Source organism: Mycobacterium attenuatum (assembly GCF_900566085.1).
Taxonomy (GTDB): domain Bacteria; phylum Actinomycetota; class Actinomycetes; order Mycobacteriales; family Mycobacteriaceae; genus Mycobacterium; species Mycobacterium attenuatum.
Genome location: NZ_UPHT01000161.1, coordinates 18,291 through 41,401 on the forward strand (window position 1 = coordinate 18,291; position 23,111 = coordinate 41,401).

The following is a 23,111-nucleotide window of genomic DNA, read 5'->3' on the forward strand; positions in this document are numbered from 1 at the left end:
CGAAGGCCGGCGCAAAGCAACCAAGCAGCGGCCAGTTGCCACCCGCCCGAATCACAGCTCCGCGAACCGCTCCTTGACCGCTTCAACCGTCAGCCCGTAGTCCGCCAGCGAGTAACTGTGCTTGGGCGCTCGCTCGCCCGTCTGGCTCTCGGCGTGGACCTTCGCCATGGCTTGCTGGGCCTCGGCGGTCAGCATCAAGCCGAAATGCTGATACACCGCCGCCACCGTGCCCAGCGGGTCGGCAATCAAATCGCGGTACTCGACGTCGTAGAACTGGGCCGGGTCATACTGCGCCCTCGCGGTGTTGAACCGCTCCAGACCGCGCGACCAGGTGTCCACCGCGTCAGCGCCGATCTGCGCGCCGACGAAAACCGTCGACCACCCCTCCGAGGTGTGCTGCGCGAGCGAGCACATTGACGCCATGATCGTCTCCACCGGGCGGTGGGTCTGGATCACCAACGCGTCGGGGTAGGTGGCCATCAATGCATCCAGCGCGAACAAATGGCTGGGATTCTTGAGCACCCAACGCTTTCCGGCGTCGTTGAGCCCGATCAACTGCAAATTCTTTCGGTGCCGCCGATAGGCCGGCGTCCAGTCCTGCTGCGATAGCCACCCCGCATAGCCGGGTAGATGCGCCAGCGTCTCGTAGGACACCGAATGCAGGGACTGCCGCAGCAACTGCCAGCATTCCTCCAGCTCGTAGGCAGCCATGAAATGCAGCCCCGTGTATCCGGGATTCTCGTCGTGGTGGCGGGTGAACTCGTCATCAAGCCTGCGATACAACGGATTTGACTCCCACGTGTCGCGGGGAGGGCGGGGCTGCGGGAACTCGGCCAGCCACATGTGCAGACCCTGGTGGGCCGGGTCGGCGCCCAGAAGCCGATGCAGTGCCGTAGTACCGGTGCGCACCAGACCGGTCACGAAGATCGGCCGCTCGATGGGGACGCCGGCATACTGCGGATACTGCTTCCACGCAGCTTCAGACAGCAGTCTGGCCACCAGCGCGCCCCGCAGGAAATGACGATTCATCTTGCTGCCCAACACCGTAAGCCCGGATTCGCGCCGGTAAGAGTCCAACAGCACGCCCAAAGCCTCGAGATAGTTGTCCTCGTCGGAACCGAAATCGTCCAGCCCGGTCAACTTGGTGGCCGACGCATGCAGTTCCGCCACGGAGCCGACATCGGTGCGATCAGCCATCAGCTGTGGTACTCCCCGCAGTTGACGTCCAAGGTCTGTCCGGTGATGCCGCTGGACAGGTCGCTGGCCAAGAACAGAATCGCCGACGCCACCTCGTCCTCGGTAGGCAGCCGCTTGAGGTCGGACTGCGCCGCGGTGGCCTGGTATATCTGGTCCACCGTGGTGCCGTACTTGCCGGCCTGATGCTCGAAATAGCCCTGCAGCGTGTCTCCCCAGATATAGCCCGGCGCAACAGAATTAACGCGAATACCGTTCGCACCGAGTTCGGTGGCCAGCGAGTGCGACATGGCCAGCAGCGCGGACTTGGCCATCTTGTAGGCGCCGTATTTGGGCTGGGAGTGGCGCAGCACCATGGAGTTGACGTTGACGATGCTGCCGTGAGTTTCGGCCAACGCCCTGGTGAAGCCCTGGATAAGCCGCAGCGCCCCGAGTGCGCTGAGCTCGATCGCTTCCCTGACGTGCTGAAACGTGGTCTCCGCCAGGGGCTTCATCGACGGCACCCGAAACGCGTTGTTCACCAGGACGTCGATCTTGCCGTACGCCTCCAATGTGGCGTCGACGAGGTTGTTGACCTGATCGTCGTCGGTGATGTCGGTGCGCACGGCGATGGCCTGGCGACCGCTGCCGATGACCTGCTTGGCGACGTCGTCGAGCCGCTCGGCACTGCGCGCCGCCAGTACCAGGTCGGCGCCCTCCCGGGCACACCGGTGCGCCAGCGTGGCCCCAAGCCCCGGCCCGACACCGCTGATGACGACGATTTTTCCGACCAGCATCCCTGTCATCGCTACCCCAGCATCCTGGCCGCAATCTGCTGCTGACGCAACGCAATTCGCGATCGCCAGTCGTCTTCGGAGATCTTGTTGCGCTCCAGATAGGGCAGCTTGGCCGGTATCGCGTCGAAGTTCACCAGTTCGAGCATCGGACCGTCGGCCTGGGTGAGCGGCCGCGACACCCGCTGCCAACGGAACTGCAGGAAGCCGCGGCGATGGCCCAGCGTCTCCACCCAGTTGGTGACACCGGGATTCTGGTCGGCGACCACGATACGGACCTTGCCGTCCGGATCCGCTTGAGCCTGAGTGTTGTTCAGCGAGGTCTGATGGTTGATGTAATCCAGTGAGATGTACCACATGCTGCCGAGCTGGAAACCCAGATACGGGGCATCGCTCACCGGCACGGTGATCACCAGAGCTTGGTCTGGCCGTAGTTCGAAGTGACCGGCCGACGAGTACTGAGTAGCCAGGCCACCCGGCGTCAGCCGAGGCGCCACCATGGTGTTGACCGGAATGTTGAGGTAAAACCATTGGGGGAACTGCAGCCAGGTCTTCACCCGGTTCACCAGCTGATTTGCCGCTGTGGCATAGCGTTTTTCGATTGCCTGGCGGCTCAGCGGCGGCGGCGCGGTGCCGGCCGTGTCCAACCGGGAGACGGCGAGCGTGCCGCGTTGCTGCGACCAGTCGCCGTACACCTCGCGGATCACCAGCTGGCCGGAAGTCGCCGGGCGCAGCTGCCACTGGAACGTGCCGTCCGGAGCGATGTCGAGTTCACGGTCGTCGAACGCGATCTGACTGGCCGGCACATTGTCGTCGGTGTACTCGCCGCCGAGCACCTGGAAGCTCAGGTCGGTGGTGGTTCCCCGCCGACCGGTGACAACGTAGTCACGGTCGGGCTGCACGCGGGTGCCGAAGTAGAGGGTGTCAGGGTTGTCCAACCCCATTTTGGTGAACGGTCCGGTGCCCGACTGCAGGAACGGATGGTCACGCTCGTAGTCGAAGGCCAGATGCAGGCACCCCGCGATGCAGCCGGCCAGGTACTGCAGCCCTTCCAGCAGGTCGGCTTCCGTCTCGATGTGCGGCGCCGCCGCCACCAGCTTCTCGGCTTCGGCGATCGCCTCGGTCAGCGGAGCGGAGAAGGGAGTTGCGGACACGACCTCGACGCTAGAACGTGTTCCTGTTTTGCGTCAATGGCGAACATTTGCGCGCGTCGAGCCTGGGCCTATAGCACGAAGCCCGCTCACGTTTACGAGGTGCACTGGTTGGCCAGCGTGATCAGCGCCTGCCGCACATCCGGGTGCCGGTTCAAGTACTCGATCAGCGAACCGTTGCCGCCTTCAGCCGCAGACTTGGCCTGAAGCTCGGCCTTCACGTCAGGATGGCGGTCCAAGTAGGACTGGACCGTCTGCGAGGCAGATTGGCCCACGGTGCCGTTGCACTGCTGGGGCGCCGCGTTGGCCGCCGGCAGCGTGATCAGCGCGGCGACTACCGCGCTGATCAGGCCACCGGCCAACAGGCCGGAGGTGCTCGACTTCACGATCATGCGACTACCCCCTACGGTGCGCTCGTCTTCTTCGAGATTACCCACGCAATCAGCCTGGTGCCCGAAGCGGCGACATTCCCTATGCACCCCTATCCACGGCGTTGCAGCCGCCCGACTCCACGCGCCCGAGTTGAGGAAACCGGTAATGAGTGGTCCCGGAATCCGAGCCCTCCCGTCGATTCCGACGTTATCGGCGATGCCGGCGGAACCCTGAGCAATCCCCGCATTGAAGAAGGCGTTGTTACGGCCCCACCACGGCCCTCCACGCCGCCGTATGCCGCCGTATGCCGCCGTATGCCGCCCTACGCCGCCCACGCCCACGTTGAACCCTGCACCCGATGCTGTGGCTGCCCGCGCGGCTTCCTTCACCCGCGCAGCTGCTGCCCGAGCGTTACCCCGAGCACCTGGGCGGTGCCGTTTCCGCGGCAAATTCGGATACCAGCCGCCGCGGATGCCGTTCTATCTGAAAATCTATCTAAAAACACTACCCATCGGAATTGTCGGAGTCGTCATCGAAAGTAGAAGAATCGTCGTAAGAAATGCTGTGATCGTCGCCGGAATCGGAGTTTTCGGTTTCGGAATTGGATGGGTCGTCATTGTAGCGGATTCCGTGGATTTCGGCATGCACGTTACCTTCGCCCGCTTGGTCCTTCACCACTTGCGCCGTCTCCCATAGCCGAATAACCGCCTGTCGGTACATGGGCGACATCTCCAAGAAGTCAGTTACGCGCGGGTAACTCGACAAAAAGCCAGGACGCAAGACATATTCGCCGTCATTCAGCACGATGTATTCGGTTAATCTTCTACCGTCTAGATCTTCCCCAGGGGACAGGTCCGAAAGAAACGGGTTGGGCAGTTCAGGATCACTGTCAGATACCCTGCCGAACGGATATCTCGGACGATTCATATCGTCGTTGAAATTGTTCGAATTGATCTCTATAATTGAGTAATTCTCAATAATGTTATCTAAATTGTCATACCTATCGATAACTGTGTTTTGATCGATACTGGTATTTGAATAATTGTCGATAGTTTGAGTAGAAGACACGTCATCGATCGCAATGTAGTCCAGGTTCGAATTCGGCTGCTCGTCAATGTTGGAAGTGACGGTCGAATTGCTGCCGGAGACAGTTGAATAATTATCGATATCCTGAACGCTGCTGTTAGCCGATGGACCGCTGTTCGAGTCGGTATTATCACTGTAATCGGAATTACCACTTGAACAGCTGTCGAGTTTGAATCCGTCATGAGCAGTCATTGCGATGGCGAGCCTGCCGACACTGACGTTGGTGGCGTTCTCCGTGGTGGCGTCGACGGCGACGGTAACACCACTTGTCAACGCCAAGGTCCCCAGCGCAACGACAGCACCACGTTTGCGGCGCCTTCCCTGGGCAACCCGCGCGATATTACCCGTGGCCACTCGGTTGTGCGGTACTCGAGGCATAACAGAACCCTTCTTTATCTCGGATACAATTCGCGCAGATATATGAACTAACTGAATGCTATGTCGTCTCAGCGGGCCCGAACCCCAATCAGAAACTCAGCGCACCCATCACTCCATAGAAATTCTCAAATGTGCCGTCGAACAGGAAGCCAACCAGTACCGTGCTGTAACTATCTACGAACTGCCGCTTCAAACTTTGCCATCTGACAATCAGAGTGACGCGCGTGGCGCGCAAAGCCAAATCGTGCAGCCAAGACATGTCCCTAACGGCTCGTTGCCAGCATAAAGCGATCCTCACGGGCTTCATACGTAACCTGGGCAACGCTAGAAAATATTTTCACCAACCGCTAATCATTACTTTTGATGGAACTATAAACATCGTTTATTAGCCGAAGTTCCGGCCACCCGATCGGGGATATGGGGCGTGCCAGGCGGCCCGGAGGAGAAAGGCGCGGGTTGGGGTAAGGACTCTGCTCTCAGACACGGACCGGAACTAGAGCCGGACAAGCAAGGTTGACTAGCCCGCTATACCGGTGCCGATGTTTGCGTAATCTCACGCTGCGGCCGCTCACCTCGCCGCTCGGTGAGTCACCGAAGGGTGTTGTGGCTGCCTGAGAACAATTCTCTTCCGCAGTAGCCGATTATTCGGATCGTGACGCCGACCAGGAAGCCGTCAATGCGAGACGACCTCGCCACTTTCCTGTTCGCGTTTGATTTCCAACGCGATGTCGATCAGCTGGTCTTCCTGGCCTCCGATCAGCTTGCGCTGACCAGCCCGGTACAGCAGCACCGACGCCGGCACGCCGTAGCGCTCCGACTGGCGAACGGCGTGCTTGAGGAAGCTGGAGTAAACCCCTGAGTACCCCATGATCAGCGCATTGCGGTCCAGCAGGCATTCGGCGGGCATGGCCGGGCGCACCACGTCCTCGGCGGCGTCGGCGATGTCGAAGAAGTCGATGCCGGTCTTGACGCCGATCTTGTCGAACACCCCGATCAACGCCTCGACCGGAGCGTTGCCGGCCCCGGCACCGAAGCGCCGCACGCTGCCGTCGATCTGCTTGGCGCCGGCACGCACGGCCTCCACCGAGTTGGCAACGCCCAGGCCGAGGTTCTCGTGTCCATGAAAACCGACTTGGGCATCCTCTCCGAGTTCGGCGACCAGCGCCGACACCCGGTCGGCCACCCCGTCGAGCACCAGGGCGCCGGCGGAGTCGACGACGTAGACGCACTGGCAACCGGCGTCGGCCATGACGCGGGCCTGCGCGGCCAGTTTCTCCGGCGGAATGGTATGGGCCATCATCAAAAAGCCGACGGTCTCCAGACCTAATTCACGAGCCAGCCCGAAATGCTGGATGGAGACATCGGCTTCGGTGCAGTGGGTGGCGATCCGGCAGATCGACCCGCCATTGTCCTGGGCCTCTTTGATGTCGTCTTTGGTGCCCACACCGGGCAACATCAAGAAGGCGATCCTGGCCTCTTTGGCCGTCTCCGCGGCCAGCTTGATCAGTTCCTGCTCGGGGGTCTTGGAAAAGCCGTAGTTGAACGAGGATCCACCCAACCCGTCACCGTGGGTCACCTCGATCACCGGCACGCCCGCCGCATCAAGGGCCGCCACGATGGCGCCGACCTCTTCTTTGGTGAATTGGTGGCGCTTGTGGTGCGACCCGTCGCGCAACGACGTATCCGTGATGCGGACGTCCCAGATGCTGGTCATCGCGTGCCTCCCGTTGCCGACACCGTCACATCTTTGCTTTTGCGAGCGATCTCCTCGCCCACCTTGGTAGCCGCTGCCGTCATGATGTCGAGATTGCCCGCATACGGCGGCAGATAGTCCCCGGCGCCCTCCACCTCAACGAACGTGGTGACCACGGCCTGGCCGCCCGAGTTGATCGACGGCTCATCGAACTGCGGCTCGTTGAGCAACCGGTAGCCCGGCACATACGTCTGCACCTCAGCCACCACGTCGCGGATGGACTTCGCGATCGCGTCGCGGTCGGCGTCTTCGGGGATCGCGCAGAAGATGGTGTCGCGCATGATCATGGGCGGATCGGCCGGGTTCAGGATGATGATCGCCTTGCCGCGCGCGGCCCCGCCAATCGTCTGCACACCCCGCGACGTGGTCTTGGTGAACTCGTCGATGTTGGCCCGGGTGCCCGGTCCGGCCGACACCGAAGCCACCGACGCCACAATTTCGGCATACGGCACCCCTCCTTTTTCAACCAACGCACGGCTCACGGCGTACACGATCGGAATGGTCGCCTGCCCCCCGCAGGTGATCATGTTGACGTTCGGGGCGTCCAGGTGTGCGCGCAGGTTGGCCGGTGGGATCACCGCTGGGCCCACCGCTGCCGGCGTCAGGTCGATGGCACGGATTCCGGCCTCGGCGTACTTCGGTGCGGCGGCCTTGTGCACGTAGGCGCTGGTGGCCTCGAACACCAGGTCCGGCTTCTCGGACTGCGACAGCAGCCAGTCGACGCCCTCGTGGGTGGTCTCCAGCCCTAGCTTGCGGGCGCGGGCCAGGCCCTCGCTCTCCGGGTCGATGCCCACCATCCAGCGCGGTTCCAGCCATTCCGACCGCAGTAGTTTGTAGAGCAAGTCGGTGCTGATGTTTCCCGACCCGACGATCGCGACACTTGCTTTGGACGGCATGCTGCTCCTCATCCTATGTTCGCGACCCGCTGCGCCCGGCCCTGCCGCGCTTGCGATCGCTCCTAACCCTTTGTTCGCGACCCGCTGCGCCCGGCCCTGCCGCGCTTGCGATCGCTCCTAACCCTTTGTTCGCGACCCGCTGCGCCCGGCCCTGCCGCGCTTGCGATCGCTCCTAACTATTCGAACGTCAATCGCACCGATCCCAGGCCGGCGAAGTCAGCGACGAACTCGTCGCCGGCGCGCGCGTCCACCGCGAACGTGCACGATCCCGGCAACACGATGTCACCTTTGCGCAGCCGCACCCCAAAGCTGTCCACCTTGCGGGCCAACCAGGCCACCGCGGTCACCGGGTTGCCCAGCACAGCGTCGCTGCGGCCTTCGGCGGCCACCTCACCGTTGCGCGTCAACACCGCATCGATCGCCTTGACGTCGATATCGGCCGGCGACACCCGCGCCGCGCCCAGCACAAACCCCGCCGCCGAAGCGTTGTCGGCAATGGTGTCGCAAATCTTGATCTGCCAATCTTTGATCCTGGTGTCGATCAGCTCGATGGATGGGACCAGTGCCCCGGTCGCCGCCAGCACGTCATCCTCGGTGCAGCCCGCGCCGGGCAGATCACCGGCCAGGATAAAGCCGACCTCGACCTCCACCCGCGGGTACAGATAGTTCGCCGCCTTGACCCGGGTGTCTTCGAACACCTGCATGTCGTCGAGCAGATGCCCGTAGTCCGGCTCGTTGACGCCCATCATCTGCTGCATGACCGGTGACGACAAGCCGACCTTGTGGCCCACCACCCGGGCGCCCTCGGCAACCCGCTGCCGGATGTTGACCAGCTGGATCTCGTAGGCGTCGACGACGTCGATCTCCGGGTGGGAGGTGGTCAGCGGAGCGATCGGCTCACGGCTGCGCTCGGCTTGCGCCAAGTCGGCGGCCAGCTCGTCGCGGGTCGCAACAGTGAGCATTACCGAAGTCCCCTCGTCTCGCCGACCTCCTGGTGACCGGGCCAGTAGCGCCCGACCCGGGCAATTCTATAACGTGTTCTACATGACAGCACAGGACTACGACGTCGTCGTGGTCGGGAGCGGTGGCGCCGGCATGGTGGCAGCGCTGACCGCCGCGCACCGTGGCCTCTCGACAGTAGTCATCGAGAAGGCTGCGCACTACGGCGGGTCGACAGCGCGTTCGGGTGGGGGCGTCTGGATTCCCAACAATGAGGTGCTCAGGCGCGCCGGCGTTCGCGATACTCCCGACGCGGCCCGCACCTACCTGCACGGCATCATCGGCGATATCGTCGGGCCGGAGCGCATCGACGCCTACCTCGAGCACGGGCCCCAGATGCTGTCGTTCGTGCTGAAGCACACGCCATTGAAAATGTGCTGGGTGCCAGGCTATTCCGATTACTACCCCGAGGCACCCGGCGGCCTCCGAAGCGGCCGTTCGATCGAGCCGAAGCCGTTCAATGCCCGCAAGCTAGGTCCCGACGAAGCCACGTTGGAGCCTGCCTACGGCAAGGTGCCGCTGAATGTGGTTGTCATGCAACAGGATTACGTACGCCTGAACCAGCTCAAGCGCCATCCCCGGGGTGTGCTGCGAAGCATACGGGTCGGCGCGCGTACCACCTGGGCCAAGGCCACCGGCAAAAATCTCGTCGGCATGGGCCGCGCCCTGATCGGACCGCTGCGGATCGGTCTGCAGCGGTCCGGCGTTTCGGTAATGCTCAACACCGCGCTCACCGACCTGTACGTCGAGGACGGTACGGTGCGCGGAGTTTATGTGCGCGACAGCGGCGCATCCGAATCCGCGGAGCCACGGTTGATCCGGGCTCGCCGCGGAGTGATTCTGGCCTGCGGCGGCTTCGAGCACAACGAGCAGATGCGGGTGAAGTACCAGCGCGCGCCCATCACCACGGAGTGGACGGTGGGCGCCAAGGCCAACACCGGTGACGGTATCGTTGCTGGCGAAAAGCTCGGTGCCGCACTGGATCTGATGGACGACGCGTGGTGGGGCCCGACGGTGCCGCTGGTGGGTAAGCCATGGTTCGCGTTATCAGAGCGCAACTCGCCGGGTTCCATCATCGTCAACATGTCCGGCAACCGGTTCATGAACGAATCAATGCCCTATGTCGAGGCCTGCCACCACATGTACGGCGGCGAGTACGGCCAGGGCCCCGGCCCGGGCGAGAATATTCCCGCCTGGCTGGTGTTCGACCAGCAATACCGGGACCGTTATATTTTCGCCGGATTACAACCGGGCCAACGCATTCCGCGCAGGTGGTTGGATTCGGGCGTGATCATCCAGGCCGACACGCTCGAGGAGCTCGCCACCAAGACCGGTCTGCCCGTTGACCAATTCATCGCTACGGTACAGCGTTTCAACGGATTTGCCCGGTCGGGTGTCGATAAGGACTACCACCGCGGCGAAAGCGCTTACGACCGCTACTACGGCGACCCGACCAACAAGCCCAATCCGAACCTAGGCGAGATCCGGCACGCGCCCTACTACGCCGCGAAGTTGGTTCCCGGCGACCTGGGGACCAAGGGCGGCATCCGCACCGACGTCCACGGCCGCGCGCTGCGCGACGACGGCAGCACTATCGAAGGTCTTTATGCCGCAGGCAATGTCAGCGCGCCGGTGATGGGGCATACCTACCCGGGTCCGGGCGGCACTATCGGGCCGGCGATGACGTTCGGCTATTTGGCCGCCCTGCATCTCGCGGGAGCGCGCTAGCATGCCGATCGACGTCGAAACCGCGCTGAACGCCGAATTGAAGCCGGTCGAGTTTTCTTGGGCCAGTAGCGATATCCAGCTTTACCAATTGGCGCTCGGAGCCGGATCGGATCCGCTGGATCCACGGGAGCTGCGCTACCTGATCGACGACACACCGCAGGTGCTGCCGACTTTCGCCACCGTGGCCGCCACCTTCCACGCCACCAAACCGCCAACCGTCCGGTTCCCCGGCATCGACGTCGAATTGAGCAAGGTGCTGCATGCCAGCGAGCGGGTGGAAGTGCCTGCGCCGCTGCCACCGTCGGGCTCGGCACGAGCGGTCACCCGCTTCACTGATATCTGGGACAAGGGCAAGGCCGCGGTGATCTGGAGCGAGACCAGGGTGACCACGCCCGACGGCGAATTGCTCTGGACGCAGAAACGTTCTATCTACGCACGCGGCGAAGGCGGATTCGGCGGTGAGCGGGGGCCGTCGACGTCGGACGCCCCGCCGGACCGACCTCCCGATACCGTGGTAGCAATGCCGGTGCTGCCGCAGCAGGCGCTGCTCTACCGGCTCTGCGGTGATCGCAATCCGCTGCACTCCGACCCCGAATTCGCTTCTGCCGCGGGATTTCCTGCGCCGATCCTGCATGGGCTGTGCACCTACGGTATGACCTGCAAGGCCATCACCGACGCGCTGCTCGATGCGGACGCCGGGGCGGTAGCCGCCTATGGTGCCCGCTTCGCGGGTGTGGCGTTTCCCGGCGAGACGCTGCAGGTCAACATGTGGCAGGACCAGGGGCGCATCGTGGCCGCCGTTGTCGCGCCGTCGCGCGACAACGCTATTGTGCTCAGCGGCGTCGAGCTGGTCTCCGCCTAGCTTCGCACGCCGGCCCGCTGCGTGACTGCAACGTCACGTTCGACCCCGCGGGTGACTGCAGCGTCACACTCGACGCGCGCGGGCGCTACGAACGCGCCGAAGAATATCGGCGGGCCGATCACCCGCGACCACCCTGACCAAGATCCAGCCGCGCCGCTCGACCAACTCCAATCTGCGAACATCCCAGGTGTACTGCCTGCGGTCATTGCGATGTTGCTCGCCGTCGTATTCGACCGCGACTTTGATGTCCTCCCAACCCATATCGAGGTACGCAATGGCATCGTCAAACGCATCGAGCACCGGAATTTGCGTTTGCGGCCGCGGTAAACCCCCCTGCACCAACACCAATCGCAGCCACGTTTCCTTAGGCGATTGCGCGCCCGCATCGAGGAGGTCGAGCGCGACACGAGCACGCTCCAGCCCACGACGCCCGCGATATCGAGCCGCGAGCAACTCGACGTCGGCCAGCTTGAACTCAGTCGCACGGGCAAGGGAATCGAGGGCCGCCACCGCAGTCGTCATCGGGTGCCAGCACGCAAGGTCAAGGGCTGTGCGAGCAGGCGTGGTGACGGGGACGCCATCGATCAGTTCGATCTCGTCCGCTTCTAGCCGGTCGCCCCAGATCTGCAGGCCCCGCAGCGGGTGCCGGTTGTCATGAATGATGTCGACGGGCCGGTCCTCGTCCACCCATCTACTGCCATGCAACGCTGCGGCGGCGAAACCAGCGACGACCCCACGGCGTCTAGACCAAAGCCACGCCGCGCGGGCTCGAAGCGCATGCGTTAATTCGGTACCTTCACTGACGTAGACATCGCGAAACACCCGCGTATAGCGACGCCGCAACTCGCTATGCGATGCGATGCCGGCGGCCACTGCCTCACTGCCAATAAAGGGTTCCCCCATGGGCGTGGAGTTTGCCAGCGGCCACCGACACCGCCGCCCAGCACCACCCACACCACCGCCAGCGTCACGCTGTACGCGCCGGCTAGCGCCACCCACACCACCGCCAGCGTGACGCTGCAGTCGCATTCGGCCTCAGGCGTGACTGCAGCGTCACGCTCGGCGCTACGGCAGGGGCATCAAACTGGCCATCGACGCGAGAGAACCTCGATACCATTTCCTAGCTGTCCTGACGTTGTCGGGCCACCGGGGATTGGAGCGGCCGATGTCGTCGTATGTGATCGCAGCACCCGAGATTGTTGCCGTAGCGTCAGGAGACTTGGCCGGGATCGGCGAGGCGATCAAGGGGGCCGCCGCGGCGGCCGCACCCTCGACGACGGGAATTGTCGCGGCGGCCGGCGATGAGGTGTCCACGGCTATCGCGGGCCTTTTCGGCGGCTACGCCCAAGAGTTTCAGCAGCTGACCGTCCAAACGTCGCGGTTCCACGCCGAGTTCGTGCGTGCATTGGCTGCGGCCGGGGCCGCCTACGCGGCCGCCGAGGCCGCGAACATCTCGCCGCTGCGGGCGCTGTTGCAAACCGCCGAGCGCCTGGGGATTTTCGCACCCGTTGAGCGGCTGATCGGACGTCCGCTGTTCGGTAACAGCCTCGGGGCCAGCAGCACCAGCGGGGCCGTCGGCGCAATGCAGCCCAGCACGTTGCTCAGCACGGGCACCAACGAGGCGGGCCTGTCCGGCGCGGTGAACTTCGCCGCCACCCAAGCCCTCGCCGGCTCGGCCACGAACGGGGTGACCGGGGTCAAGTCGGGGTTCTCCTTCCTGCAGATTCCGATCGGCCCGTCCTCCTTCCTGGGCATTACGATTCCTCAGTTCAACTACCCCGCCCCGGCACACTGGTACTTCCCCACCCAGGCCGACGGTTCGGTGAACGCCACCGGCACCATCTATCTGCAGCACGGCTTCGGGGCAATAGGCTGGTTCTACGAACCGCTGGCCGTCCAGTTGGCACAGCAGACCAACAGCGTTGTGGTGGTGCCCACCGTGCCGTCAATTCCGTTGCCATTCGGCCTGTGGATAGGCAGCCCGCAGATGCAGCAAGGTGTGGCCTCGTTGTTCCTCGGCAGCCAGACGGCGCTGAACATCAGTGCGAACCAGGCCGGTTACCTGGGCACGCTGCCGCAGGATTTCATCCTGTCTGGGCACTCCGCCGGCGGCGGGCTCGCCACGATCGCCGGCGGCGATTACCTCGCCAACCTCGGGACGGCCACCAACGACCTCAAGGGCGTGGTGATGTTCGACGGGGTCGCCAACAATGCCGCAGCTTTTGGGGCCGCGGTAGCCAACCTGCAGTCGGCCAGCGTCCCCGTCTATGTGGTGGCCGCGCCGCCCCAACCGTGGAACGCCTTCGGTGGCACCACCAATCAGCTGGTCAGTCTGTATCCGGGGCAGTTCGTCGGGGTCGAGCTGGTCAACGGCTCGCATGTCGACTCGATGCTAGGCCGAAACCCCATCACCGACTTCATCCTGCAAGTAGTGACCGGGTTCTCCCCGCCCGGAAACACCGCGGCCGTGTACACCCTGACCTCGGGCTGGATCAATGACATCTGGACGGGGGCAACCCCGACCAGCCCGGTGTACGGGATTTACGGACCCACCGGCGGCTACGTGGCTCCCGGGGGCCAGGCGATCATCATGGGCCAAGCCGCCGGCATTGTTCTGCCGGCCTAATCGACTGCGGCGCAAGCCGTTTTAGGCGCTTAGCCGAGAATCAGACCGGACGTCGGCACACCCGTCCCCGCGGTAACCAGGACGTGCTCGACGTCGGCCACCGGGTTCACCGACGTGCCGCGCAGTTGGCGCACTCCCTCGGCGATGCCGTTCATTCCGTGGATGTAGGCTTCGCCGAGCTGGCCGCCGTGGGTGTTGATCGGCAGCCGTCCCCCTACCTCGATGGCGCCGTCGGCGATGAAGTCTTTGGCTTCGCCGCGGCCGCAGAATCCCAACTCCTCCAACTGAATCAGGGTGAACGGGGTGAAATGGTCGTACAGCACAGCGGTCTGGATGTCGGCAGGCTTCAAGCCGGATTGCGTCCAAAGCTGCCGGCCCACCAAGCCCATCTCCGGCAGGCCGTCGAGTTCGGGCCGGTAGTAGCTGACCATGGTGTACTGGTCTGGGCTGGAGCCCTGTGCGGCCGCCTCGATGACCGCGGGGCGCTGCTTGAGGTCCCGGGCCCGCTCAGCCGACGTCACCACGATCGCTACCGCACCGTCGGTCTCCTGGCAGCAGTCCAGCAGCCGCAACGGCTCGGCGATCCACCGCGAATTCTGGTGGTCCTCAATGGTTATCGGCTTCTTGTAGAAGTAAGCTTTCGGATTGTTGGCCGCATGCTTGCGGTCGGCCACCGACACCGCGCCGAAGTCCCGGCTGGTCGCACCGGACAGGTGCATGTAGCGCCTGGCGATCATGGCGACCTGGGCCGCCGGCGTCGAAAGCCCGTGCGGATACGAGAATGAATTGTCCACGCCGGTCGAGTCGGCGTTGGCCGTGAGCCGGGTCTGCACCTGGCCGAACCGCATGCCGGACCGCTCGTTGAATGCCCGGTACGCCACCACCACGTCGGCCACCCCGGTTGCGACGGCCATGGCCGCGTGCTGGATGGTCGCGCACGCGGCCCCGCCGCCGTAGTGGATCTTGGAAAAGAACTTCAGCTCACCGATGCCCACCGCGCGTGCCACCGCGATCTCGGTGTTGGTGTCCATCGTGAACGTGGTCAGCCCGTCGACGTCCGCCGGAGTCAGACCGGCGTCGTCCAGCGCATCCAGCACCGCCTCGGCCGCTAGCCGCAGTTCGCTTCGGCCGGAGTCCTTCGAGAAGTCGGTGGCGCCGATGCCGACGATGGCGGCCTTACCGGACAACACTAGGCATCCCCCATCGTCAGCTTTACCTTAGCGATCACATGGTCACCAAGGCTGTTGCGGCCCAACACTTTTACCGTGATCACGCCGTCGTCGACAGCGGTCACCTCACCGGCGAACGTCACCGTGTCGTAGGCGTACCACGGCACCCCGAGCCGCAACCCGATCGACTTGATCAGCGCCGACGGTCCCGCCCAGTCGGTGACGTAACGCTGCACCAGCCCGGTATCGGTAAGGATATTGACGAAGATGTCCTTCGAACCTTTGGCCTGTGCTTTGTCCCGGTCATGGTGGACGTCCTGAAAGTCCCTGGTGGCCAACGCTGTCGAGATGATAAACGTGGGGTCGCCATACAGTTTTAGCTCGGGCAGTTGCGTACCCACAGCCACAACCGGGGCGCTCATGCGTCCGCCTCCCAGGCGTAAAGGGTCCACTCCGGGCCGGAGTCACCAGCTGGGAAATCGATATACGTTGCGCGAACCGGCATTCCGACCTTCACTCGTGACGGGTCGACGTTGCGCAGCTCCCCCAGCATACGCACGCCTTCCTCCAGCTCTACCAGCGCAATCACGAAAGGCACTGTGCGGCCTGGCACCTTGGGCGCGTGGTGCACCACGAAGCTGAACACGGTGCCGCGACCGTTGGACACTGAGTAGTCGATCGGCGCGGACGGCTCCTGCCACACCGCCGGGACGGGTGGATGCTGCAGCGTGCCGTCGGGCCGTCGTTGGATGCGCAACTCATGAGCCGCAACACCTTCCCAAAAGAACGCGGTGTCGCGCGACAACGACGGCCGCATCATCGCATCGGGATCCAGATCATCAGGGACTGCGACGCCAGGCGTCGTAACGGGCCTGAACTTCAAAATGCGCCAATCCATCTCAGCGACATCCTCGTCGCCAACGCGCCACACGGTGCGCTGGTTGACGAACCAGCCTTCCCCGAGCGCGGTCTGCTTAGGCCCGACAACATCGCCAAGCTCAGCGGTGATCGTGACTTGCTCGCCCGGCCGTAAATACCGGTGATAGATCTGCTCACAGTTGGTAGCCACCACGCCGATATAGCCGGCGTCGTCGAACAGCTTCATGACCGGACCCAGCGGGTCGTCCTTGGGTCGCTGCCCGCCAAGCCCGTACATCGTCCAGACCTGGATCATCGCCGGTGGCGCGACAATCCCCGGATGGCCGACGGCCCGAGCGGCGTCGTCATCGACGTAGATGGGGTTGCGGTCGCCGATAGCCTCCACCCAGTTGTTGATCATCGGCTGGTTCACCGGGTCTCGGGCGGCGCGCGGCTTACTGCTGCCGGCCGCTTTGATCTGTGTGATGGCTTTCCGGATATCGGTCATCGAGGCACCCTTGGCACTTTGAGGCCCGAGGCCGCGATCATCTCACGCATGACTTCGTTGACGCCACCACCGAAAGTGATCACCAGATTGCGCTTGGTCTGGGAATCCAGCCACTCGAGCAGCTCGGCCGTGTCCGGGTCCGCCGGGTTCCCGTATTTGCCGACGATCTCTTCGGCCAGCCGACCGATACGCTGAACACGTTCGGTGCCAAAGACTTTCGTAGCCGCGGCATCGGCCACGTTGATGTCCTCACCGGCGGCAGCGACCTGCCAATTGAGTAACTCGTTGATCCGCCAAGTCGCGTGGATCTCGCCGAGTGCCCGCTTGACATCGTCGTGGTCGATGGTCGCGACACCGTCGGCGCCCGGCTTGCACGCCCAGGCACGCACCCGGTCGTAGATGCTGGCGAAGCGGCCGGCCGGGCCCAGCATCACTCTCTCGTTGTTGAGCTGGGTGGTGATCAGCCGCCAGCCGCCGTTCTCCGCACCGACGAGCATGTCGACGGGCACCCGGACGTCGTTGTAGTAGGTGGCGTTGGTGTGGTGGGCTCCATCGGACAAGATGATCGGCGTCCACGAGTAACCGGGGTCGTTAGTGTCGACGATGAGAATCGAAATGCCTTTGTGTTTAACGGCTTCGGGGTCGGTCCGACATGCCAGCCAGATGTAGTCGGCGTCATGGGCTCCGGTGGTGAAGATCTTCTGGCCGTTGACGATGTACTCGTCGCCCTGACGCACGGCCGTTGTCCGCAACGACGCCAGGTCGGTGCCGGCTTCGGGTTCGGTGTAGCCGATGGCGAAGTGCACCTCACCCGCCAGGATCGACGGCAGGAACTTCTGCTTCTGCATCTCGCTGCCGTACACCTGCAGGGTGGGCCCGACGGTCTGCAACGTCACGGCGGGCAGTGGCACGTCGGCCCGATGCGCCTCGTTGACGAAGATCTGCTGCTCGATCGGGCCAAAACCGCGGCCGCCGAACTCCTTTGGCCACCCGACGCCGAGCATGCCGTCGCGGCCCATCCGTCGGATCACAGCACGATACGCGGCGCCGTGCCGGTCCTTCTCCATCTCCTTGGCCTCGTCGGCCGAGATCAAATTCGAGAAGTATTGCCGTATCTCGGTTTGCAGCTCCCGCTGCTCCGGGGTCAGGTCAATGAACATTGCGCTCCGGGATTGTCTGCGTGGCGACCCGCCGCGCCCGGCTGCGCCGCGCTTGCGATCCCCACGGGGTCATCTGCGTGGCGACCCGCCGCGCCCGGCTGCGCCGCGCTTGCGATCCCCACGGGGTCATCTGCGTGGCGACCCGCCGCGCCCGGCTGCGCCGCGCTTGCGATCCCCACGGGGTCATCTGCGTGGCGACCCGCCGCGCCCGGCTGCGCCGCGCTTGCGATCCCCACGAGTTCGAGACGATGCGACGGCCCGCCCAGTAATCGCGTCAGGTCTTTGATCGTCGAGTAATACCGGTGCATCGGATAGGTGATGTCCATTCCCATCCCCCCGTGCAGGTGGTGACAGATCTGCATCACCGGCGGCGCCTGAGACGTCAACCAATATCCCAACACGTCAAGGTCGTCATCGGCATTACGACCTTCGGCGAGCCGCCAAATCACCGACTTCGCCGCCAGATCGATAGTGCGTGAAGCGATGTAGACCTCGGCGAGCTGAGCTGCCACGGTCTGGAACGTGGACAGCGGCTTGCCGAACTGCTTGCGGCTGGCCACATAGTCAGCGGTAAGCCGCAACGCTCCAGACACCAGCCCATCGGCGTAAGCACCCAGCATCGCCAACGCCAACTGGTTGACCCGCTGCGGCGAAGCGCCCACTAGCACATCGGAATCGGCAACAGCCACATCACGCAACGTCACGGTGTACTCATCCGAGCCGTTCGACGTCGGCGTGCGGGCCAATTGCACACCCTCGGCTTTCGGCGACACCACCACGACGGCACTGTCGGCGGTGACGATCATCCATTCCGCATGCTCGGCATATCCGACACCGATCTTGGTGCCCGACAGCCGGCCACCGGCAAAACTGGTGGACGGCATATCGGGCAGTGGGGCGCCCGGCTCATTGAGCGCCGCGGTCAACACCGCGCCCTTGGCCACACCGGCCACGTACCGGCCCTGCTGCTCATCGGAGGCCAGATCAAGCAGCGCCACCACGCCCAGACCCAGCGTTGCCAGCGCCGGTGTCACAGCACCGTGGCGGCCGACTTCGGTCAGGATGGTCCCCACTTCGAGCAGCCCTACCCCGTCGCCGCCGAGCCGTTCCGGCACCGGCAACGCCGCCAGACCACCGTCGACCAGCGCACTCCAGGAGCCATCCCGCTGCAGCACCGACGTGGCCACGTCGGCCACTGCCTGCTGTTCCGCGGTGAGATCGAAGTCCATCACCGCGCCACGGAGCTCGAGACGCCGCCCGCCACCGCGCCGTCGGCCACCGGGCACTTGCCGGCGTAGTCGACCTGCCAGTGCTTGATGCCGTTGAGCCAGCCCGACCGCAGCCGCTGCGGCGCCGAGATGGGCCTCAGGTCCGGGATGTGGTCGGCGATGGCATTGAACATCAGGTTGATGGTCAGCCGAGCCAAGTTGGCTCCAATGCAGTAGTGCGCACCGGTACCGCCAAAGCCCACGTGCGGGTTGGGGTTTCGCAAGATGTTGAACGTGTGGGGGTCTTCGAAGACCTCTTCGTCGAAGTTGGCGGAGCGGTAGAACATCACCACCCGCTGGCCCTGCTTGATCTGCACTCCGGACAACTCGTAGTCCTGCAATGCGGTCCGCTGGAAACAGGTGACCGGAGTGGCCCAGCGGACGATCTCGTCCGCCGCGGTCTCCGGGCGTTCGTTTTTGTACAGCTCCCACTGGTCGGGGTGGTCCGCGAACGCCATCATGCCCTGGGTGATGGAGTTACGGCTGGTTTCATTGCCGGCGACGGCGAGCATCACCACGAAGAAGCCGAACTCGTCGTCGGAGAGCTTTTCACCGTCGATGTCGGCCTGAATCAGCTGCGTCACAATGTCGTCGCCCGGGTTCTTGGCCTTGTCGTCGGCCATCTTCATGGCGTAGCTGATCAGCTCGACGGAGGATGCCTTCGGGTCGACATGGGCGAATTCCGGGTCTTCGGTGCCGGTCATCTCGTTCGACCAGTGGAATAGCTTCCCGCGATCCTCCTGCGGCACACCCAGCAAACCCGCGATCGCCTGCAGCGGCAGCTCACAGGACACCTGCTCGACGAAGTCACCGGAACCCTCGGCTGCTGCCGCTTCGGCGATCTTGTGCGCCCGCTCGCTGAGCTCGGCTTCCAAGCGTCCGACGGCCCGCGGTGTGAATCCGCGTGAGATGATCTTGCGCAACCGAGTGTGGTGGGGTGCGTCCTGATTGAGCATGACGAACCGCTGCACCTCAATGTCCTCACGGGCGATGTCGTTATGGAACCGCGGGATCACGGTGTTCTCGTAGCTGGAGAACACGTCGCTGCGCCGCGACACCTCCTTGACGTCCTTGAGCTTGGTGATGGCCCAGAAGCCGCCATCGTGGTAGCCGCCGCCGTGGCCGGGTGCCTGCTCGTTCCACCAAATCGGAGCAGACGCCCGCAGTTCGGCGAATTCAGCGACCGGCAGCCGCTCGGCGTAGATGTCGGGGTCGGTGAAATCGAACCCAGGTGGAACATTGGGGCAAGACACGGTAGTTCTCCTAACTGCAGTCTTCATTGACCAACTTGCAGACCAACTTGCAGACCAACTTGTAGACCAACTTGCAGACCAACTCGCGCTAGCTTGCGCTAGGTGATCCGTAGAAACAACTAGTTGTCACTAGTTGTCCTAGTGATGCTCTACTGCCAGTAAAACATGCCTTCACCTAAGACAAAAGGAACCGACGCATCCTCGCTTGTCATAGTAATGAAACGTGTTCTAGCCTGGCTCCATGGGTAACCCGGTAATCGTTGAGGCCACGCGCAGTCCGATCGGCAAGCGAAATGGGTGGCTATCAGGTCTGCACGCCACCGAGTTGCTGGGAGCGGTGCAGAAAGCGCTGGTGCACAAGGCTGGGATCGATGCGGGAGACGTCGAACAGGTCATCGGCGGCTGCGTGACCCAATTCGCGGAGCAGTCCAACAACATCAGTCGCACCGCCTGGTTGACCGTGGGGTTGCCCGACCACGTCGGCGCCACCACCGTCGACTGCCAGTGCGGCAGCGGGCAGCAGGCCAATCACCTGATCGCCGGGCTGATTGCGGCCGGCGCGATCGACGTCGGCATCGCCTGCGGAATCGAGGCGATGAGCCGGGTCGGCCTGGGTGCCAACGCGGGGCCCGACCGCAATTGGCGGGCGGCGTCGTGGGACATCGACATGCCCAACCAGTTCGAGGCCGCCGAGCGAATCGCCAAGCGCCGCGGCATCACTCGCGAGGATATCGACGCCCTCGGATTCCAGTCACAACTGCGCGCCCAGCGAGCCTGGGACGAGAACCGTTTCGACCGGGAGATCTCGCCGATCGAGGCGCCAGTGCTCGACGAGCAGAAACAACCCACCAACGAGCGCCACCTGGTCGGCCGTGACCAAGGTCTGCGGGAGACCACCATGGAAGGTCTGAGCCAGCTCAAACCCGTCCTGGAAGGCGGTATTCACACCGCCGGCACGTCATCGCAGATCTCCGACGGCGCGGCCGCAGTGTTGTGGATGGACGAAGACAAAGCCAAGGCGCTCGGCTTGAAGCCGCGCGCCCGGATCGTCAGCCAGGCACTCGTCGGCGCCGAGCCCTACTATCACCTGGACGGTCCGGTGCAGTCGACGGCAAAGGTGCTCGAGAAGGCCGGCATGAAGATGGGTGACATCGACATCACCGAGATCAATGAGGCGTTCGCCTCCGTGGTGCTGTCGTGGGCGCGGGTCCACGAGCCCGACATGGACCGGGTCAACGTCAACGGCGGCGCGATCGCGCTGGGCCATCCGGTGGGGTGCACCGGCAGCCGGTTGATCACCACTGCGCTGCACGAACTCGAACGCACCGGCCAGGGCACGGCGCTGATCACCATGTGCGCGGGCGGCGCCCTGTCCACCGGCACCATCATCGAACGGATCTGATGACGGTCTCCGACGAAGACCGCATTGCCGCGGCGCAAGCCTACATCGACGCGCTGGTCAGCCATGATGCCGACCAGGTGCCATTCGCGCCCGGCTGCACCCGCGTCGAGCAAGGCATCAAGAACGGATTTTCCGGCGCTCACCTGCGACGCAGCCTCAACCGCGGACTTCAGTACCGGGTGATTGCCGACGCGACACCACCGGACTATCGCATCGTCGGCGACGAGGTGCACGCGACATACGACGTGCTGACCAAGGCCGCGTTCGCCGGCCGGCGGATCGCCTCACGGGTCAACGAGACCTTCGTGATTCCCGCCGACAGCCCCACCGGGAAGGCCGCGATTGCGCACATCGTCGTGCGCTTTCGCCCATTCATTCAGCGGTAGCGCGCCCGTAGGATGTCGTCATGCCGAAGTCGCCGCCGAAGTATCTAAATTCGCCGTTCACCGACTTTCTGATCAAGTGGATGTCGCGCCTCAATACCTGGATGTACCGGCGCAACGGCGGCGAGGGTCTTGGAGGCACCTTCCAGAAGATCCCGGTTGCACTGCTGACCACCACCGGCCGCAAGACCGGCCAGCCACGGGTCAGTCCGTTGTACTTCCTGCGCGACGGCGACCGGGTGATTGTCGCCGCCTCCAAGGGCGGCGCCGACAAGAACCCGATGTGGTATTTGAACCTCAAGGCCAACCCTAAGGTGCAGGTGCAGATCAAAAAGGAAGTGCTCGATCTCGCCGCGCGCGACGCCACCGACGAGGAACGGGCCAAGTACTGGCGGCAATTGGTGCACATGTACCCGACCTACGAGGACTACCAGTCCTGGACCGACCGCACCATCCCGATCGTGGTCTGCGAGCCCTAGCGACCGGGCGCTGCGAGCCGCATCGGCCGCACGCCGTAGCCACTACAGGTCTCTCTGGCCAGGACACGGGTCGGCCGCTCGTTGCGCCCACCTAAGCGCGACTACCGCAGTGGCGGGTGGACCGAGAAACCCTGACAAAGGCCCTCGCGCCGGCAACCTGCCAGCTACACCAGGCCGTCAAACCCGTTGACGCCCAACAGAGTTCCCCCGGTGCCGCCGGTCCCGGCGGCACCCGTGGTCGGGCCCGTGCCGGCGTTGCCGCCGTTGCCGCCGTTTCCTATCTGCACTGCATTGCCGCCGTCCCCGCCGTCACCAGCGGCCGTTTCGCCTTCGCCGCCGGCGCCACCGGCACCACCGACGCCCAACAGCCGCCCGCCGGTCCCGCCGGTACCACCGGTCCCGCCAGTGATGTTGCCGAACCCGCCGGCCCCGCCGATACCGCCGCAGCCGAGCTGGCCGGCGTCACCGCCGCCGCCCCCAGCTCCGCCAGTTGAGCCGCCGAAGCCGCCCGTCCCGCCGGGCCCGGCGCTGGAGAACAGCAGCCCCGCATCGCCGCCCTGACCTGCGTCCCCGCCTTTGCCACCCACGCCGACTCCGCCGGTCCCGCCAAGCCCGCCGCTGCCGAATAGGAGGCCGGCGTTGCCGGCGTCCCCGCCGTGACCGCCGTTGACGGCGCCAACCCCGCCGGTTCCACCGGCCCCGCCGGGCCCGGCGAGCATGCCGGGGTTGCCGCCGGCTCCACCGGCACCCCCGGTGGCGTGGCCGAACGCGCCGCCCCCGCCATGACCACCGCCGGCGCCGACAAAGCCGGCA

21 protein-coding genes and 3 pseudogenes are annotated in these 23,111 nt (G+C 64.3%); 6 read left to right on the forward strand and 18 right to left on the reverse strand.

All coding sequences use genetic code 11. The annotated features are described in order from the left end of the window. Nucleotides 1-51 precede the first annotated feature (51 nt). The 9 genes from EET13_RS25625 to EET13_RS25660 all read right to left on the reverse strand — a co-directional run bounded on the left by EET13_RS25625 (nucleotide 52) and on the right by EET13_RS25660 (nucleotide 8,565). Nucleotides 52-1,197, reverse strand: a complete 1,146-nt coding sequence (locus EET13_RS25625; protein ID WP_122444885.1) for a sulfotransferase family protein — start codon at nucleotides 1,195-1,197, stop codon at nucleotides 52-54. Continuing rightward, on the reverse strand, nucleotides 1,197-1,979 hold the full coding sequence (locus EET13_RS25630; protein WP_122444886.1) for an SDR family oxidoreductase: 783 nt from the start codon (nucleotides 1,977-1,979) through the stop codon (nucleotides 1,197-1,199). Before EET13_RS25630 ends, EET13_RS25625 begins: the two co-directional genes overlap by 1 nt. A 2-nt stretch (nucleotides 1,980-1,981) precedes the next feature. Continuing rightward, nucleotides 1,982-3,121 (reverse strand): hypothetical protein, encoded by a 1,140-nt coding sequence (locus EET13_RS25635; protein ID WP_122444887.1) that lies wholly within the window; start codon nucleotides 3,119-3,121, stop codon nucleotides 1,982-1,984. A 92-nt stretch (nucleotides 3,122-3,213) separates the two neighbouring features. Next, complete coding sequence (locus EET13_RS25640; protein WP_122444888.1) at nucleotides 3,214-3,510, reverse strand: hypothetical protein; 297 nt, start codon at nucleotides 3,508-3,510, stop codon at nucleotides 3,214-3,216. Nucleotides 3,511-3,994: 484 nt separating this feature from the next. Continuing rightward, on the reverse strand, nucleotides 3,995-4,930 hold the full coding sequence (locus EET13_RS25645) for a hypothetical protein (protein WP_136623254.1): 936 nt from the start codon (nucleotides 4,928-4,930) through the stop codon (nucleotides 3,995-3,997). A 112-nt stretch (nucleotides 4,931-5,042) separates the two neighbouring features. Then, nucleotides 5,043-5,213, reverse strand: a complete 171-nt coding sequence (locus EET13_RS30620) for a hypothetical protein (RefSeq protein ID WP_168990887.1) — start codon at nucleotides 5,211-5,213, stop codon at nucleotides 5,043-5,045. Nucleotides 5,214-5,627: 414 nt separating this feature from the next. Then, a complete protein-coding gene (dmpG, locus tag EET13_RS25650; RefSeq protein WP_122444890.1) occupies nucleotides 5,628-6,668 on the reverse strand; it encodes a 4-hydroxy-2-oxovalerate aldolase in 1,041 nt (346 codons plus the stop codon). Beyond that, on the reverse strand, nucleotides 6,665-7,603 hold the full coding sequence (locus EET13_RS25655) for an acetaldehyde dehydrogenase (acetylating) (protein ID WP_122444891.1): 939 nt from the start codon (nucleotides 7,601-7,603) through the stop codon (nucleotides 6,665-6,667). The genes dmpG and EET13_RS25655 overlap by 4 nt, the downstream gene beginning before the upstream one ends. A gap of 176 nt (nucleotides 7,604-7,779) precedes the next feature. Further along, nucleotides 7,780-8,565 (reverse strand): 2-keto-4-pentenoate hydratase, encoded by a 786-nt coding sequence (locus EET13_RS25660; RefSeq protein ID WP_122444892.1) that lies wholly within the window; start codon nucleotides 8,563-8,565, stop codon nucleotides 7,780-7,782. Between the two features lie 82 nt (nucleotides 8,566-8,647). Between EET13_RS25660 and kstD the strand changes: the two genes are divergently transcribed. After that, the gene (kstD, locus tag EET13_RS25665) at nucleotides 8,648-10,330 is read left to right on the forward strand and encodes a 3-oxosteroid 1-dehydrogenase (RefSeq protein WP_122444907.1); all 1,683 of its coding nucleotides are present in this window, start codon (nucleotides 8,648-8,650) and stop codon (nucleotides 10,328-10,330) included. Nucleotide 10,331: 1 nt separating this feature from the next. Further along, complete coding sequence (locus EET13_RS25670; RefSeq protein ID WP_122444893.1) at nucleotides 10,332-11,192, forward strand: MaoC family dehydratase; 861 nt, start codon at nucleotides 10,332-10,334, stop codon at nucleotides 11,190-11,192. A 63-nt stretch (nucleotides 11,193-11,255) separates the two neighbouring features. Here EET13_RS25670 and EET13_RS25675 read toward each other — a convergent pair whose 3' ends face one another. Next, a complete protein-coding gene (locus EET13_RS25675; RefSeq protein ID WP_122444894.1) occupies nucleotides 11,256-12,095 on the reverse strand; it encodes a hypothetical protein in 840 nt (279 codons plus the stop codon). 262 nt (nucleotides 12,096-12,357) lie between these two features. On the opposite strand from EET13_RS25675, the gene EET13_RS25680 reads away from it, so the two are divergent. Continuing rightward, complete coding sequence (locus EET13_RS25680; RefSeq protein WP_122444895.1) at nucleotides 12,358-13,818, forward strand: PE family protein; 1,461 nt, start codon at nucleotides 12,358-12,360, stop codon at nucleotides 13,816-13,818. A gap of 29 nt (nucleotides 13,819-13,847) precedes the next feature. Here the strand turns inward: EET13_RS25680 and EET13_RS25685 are convergent, their stop codons facing one another. The 7 genes and pseudogenes from EET13_RS25685 to EET13_RS25710 form a co-directional block, all read right to left on the reverse strand. Continuing rightward, a complete protein-coding gene (locus tag EET13_RS25685) occupies nucleotides 13,848-15,008 on the reverse strand; it encodes a lipid-transfer protein (protein WP_122444896.1) in 1,161 nt (386 codons plus the stop codon). Next, nucleotides 15,008-15,409 carry a MaoC family dehydratase gene (locus EET13_RS25690; protein ID WP_122444897.1) on the reverse strand — a complete coding sequence of 134 codons (402 nt, stop codon included), beginning with the start codon at nucleotides 15,407-15,409 and terminating at the stop codon, nucleotides 15,008-15,010. Before EET13_RS25690 ends, EET13_RS25685 begins: the two co-directional genes overlap by 1 nt. Beyond that, nucleotides 15,406-16,353 carry a bifunctional MaoC family dehydratase N-terminal/OB-fold nucleic acid binding domain-containing protein gene (locus EET13_RS25695; protein ID WP_122444898.1) on the reverse strand — a complete coding sequence of 316 codons (948 nt, stop codon included), beginning with the start codon at nucleotides 16,351-16,353 and terminating at the stop codon, nucleotides 15,406-15,408. Before EET13_RS25695 ends, EET13_RS25690 begins: the two co-directional genes overlap by 4 nt. Further along, on the reverse strand, nucleotides 16,350-17,513 hold the full coding sequence (gene fadE29, locus EET13_RS25700) for an acyl-CoA dehydrogenase FadE29 (protein ID WP_122444899.1): 1,164 nt from the start codon (nucleotides 17,511-17,513) through the stop codon (nucleotides 16,350-16,352). Before fadE29 ends, EET13_RS25695 begins: the two co-directional genes overlap by 4 nt. 119 nt (nucleotides 17,514-17,632) lie before the next feature. Further along, nucleotides 17,633-17,749 (reverse strand): annotated as a pseudogene (locus EET13_RS32985) (hypothetical protein); the annotation flags it as partial. Next, nucleotides 17,744-18,742 (reverse strand): annotated as a pseudogene (locus EET13_RS25705) (acyl-CoA dehydrogenase family protein); the annotation flags it as partial. The pseudogenes EET13_RS25705 and EET13_RS32985, both read right to left, overlap by 6 nt. Then, entirely contained in the window at nucleotides 18,742-20,034 is a 1,293-nt protein-coding gene (locus EET13_RS25710; RefSeq protein ID WP_211186530.1) for a cytochrome P450, read from the reverse strand. The pseudogene EET13_RS25705 and the gene EET13_RS25710, both read right to left, overlap by 1 nt. A 241-nt stretch (nucleotides 20,035-20,275) precedes the next feature. Here EET13_RS25710 and EET13_RS25715 point away from each other — a divergent pair, with 241 nt between their 5' ends. The 3 genes from EET13_RS25715 to EET13_RS25725 are packed head-to-tail and all read left to right on the forward strand — an operon-like array spanning nucleotide 20,276 to nucleotide 22,298. Continuing rightward, nucleotides 20,276-21,436, forward strand: a complete 1,161-nt coding sequence (locus tag EET13_RS25715; RefSeq protein WP_122444901.1) for a steroid 3-ketoacyl-CoA thiolase — start codon at nucleotides 20,276-20,278, stop codon at nucleotides 21,434-21,436. Then, the gene (locus EET13_RS25720; protein ID WP_122444902.1) at nucleotides 21,436-21,822 is read left to right on the forward strand and encodes a DUF8021 domain-containing protein; all 387 of its coding nucleotides are present in this window, start codon (nucleotides 21,436-21,438) and stop codon (nucleotides 21,820-21,822) included. Before EET13_RS25715 ends, EET13_RS25720 begins: the two co-directional genes overlap by 1 nt. Nucleotides 21,823-21,842: 20 nt before the next feature. After that, on the forward strand, nucleotides 21,843-22,298 hold the full coding sequence (locus EET13_RS25725) for a nitroreductase family deazaflavin-dependent oxidoreductase (protein WP_122444903.1): 456 nt from the start codon (nucleotides 21,843-21,845) through the stop codon (nucleotides 22,296-22,298). 176 nt (nucleotides 22,299-22,474) lie between these two features. Here the strand turns inward: EET13_RS25725 and EET13_RS32015 are convergent. After that, nucleotides 22,475-23,111 (reverse strand): annotated as a pseudogene (locus EET13_RS32015) (PE family protein); the annotation flags it as partial.

Coding starts and splice junctions, on each gene's coding strand:
- EET13_RS25625 (WP_122444885.1), bottom strand. CDS start 1,197: ATGGCTGATCGCACCGATGTCGGCTCCGTGGCGGAACTGCATGCGTCG.
- EET13_RS25630 (WP_122444886.1), bottom strand. CDS start 1,979: ATGACAGGGATGCTGGTCGGAAAAATCGTCGTCATCAGCGGTGTCGGG.
- EET13_RS25640 (WP_122444888.1), bottom strand. CDS start 3,510: ATGATCGTGAAGTCGAGCACCTCCGGCCTGTTGGCCGGTGGCCTGATC.
- EET13_RS30620 (WP_168990887.1), bottom strand. CDS start 5,213: ATGTCTTGGCTGCACGATTTGGCTTTGCGCGCCACGCGCGTCACTCTG.
- dmpG (WP_122444890.1), bottom strand. CDS start 6,668: ATGACCAGCATCTGGGACGTCCGCATCACGGATACGTCGTTGCGCGAC.
- EET13_RS25655 (WP_122444891.1), bottom strand. CDS start 7,603: ATGCCGTCCAAAGCAAGTGTCGCGATCGTCGGGTCGGGAAACATCAGC.
- EET13_RS25660 (WP_122444892.1), bottom strand. CDS start 8,565: ATGCTCACTGTTGCGACCCGCGACGAGCTGGCCGCCGACTTGGCGCAA.
- kstD (WP_122444907.1), top strand. CDS start 8,648: ATGACAGCACAGGACTACGACGTCGTCGTGGTCGGGAGCGGTGGCGCC.
- EET13_RS25670 (WP_122444893.1), top strand. CDS start 10,332: ATGCCGATCGACGTCGAAACCGCGCTGAACGCCGAATTGAAGCCGGTC.
- EET13_RS25675 (WP_122444894.1), bottom strand. CDS start 12,095: ATGGGGGAACCCTTTATTGGCAGTGAGGCAGTGGCCGCCGGCATCGCA.
- EET13_RS25680 (WP_122444895.1), top strand. CDS start 12,358: ATGTCGTCGTATGTGATCGCAGCACCCGAGATTGTTGCCGTAGCGTCA.
- EET13_RS25690 (WP_122444897.1), bottom strand. CDS start 15,409: ATGAGCGCCCCGGTTGTGGCTGTGGGTACGCAACTGCCCGAGCTAAAA.
- EET13_RS25695 (WP_122444898.1), bottom strand. CDS start 16,353: ATGACCGATATCCGGAAAGCCATCACACAGATCAAAGCGGCCGGCAGC.
- fadE29 (WP_122444899.1), bottom strand. CDS start 17,513: ATGTTCATTGACCTGACCCCGGAGCAGCGGGAGCTGCAAACCGAGATA.
- EET13_RS25715 (WP_122444901.1), top strand. CDS start 20,276: ATGGGTAACCCGGTAATCGTTGAGGCCACGCGCAGTCCGATCGGCAAG.
- EET13_RS25720 (WP_122444902.1), top strand. CDS start 21,436: ATGACGGTCTCCGACGAAGACCGCATTGCCGCGGCGCAAGCCTACATC.
- EET13_RS25725 (WP_122444903.1), top strand. CDS start 21,843: ATGCCGAAGTCGCCGCCGAAGTATCTAAATTCGCCGTTCACCGACTTT.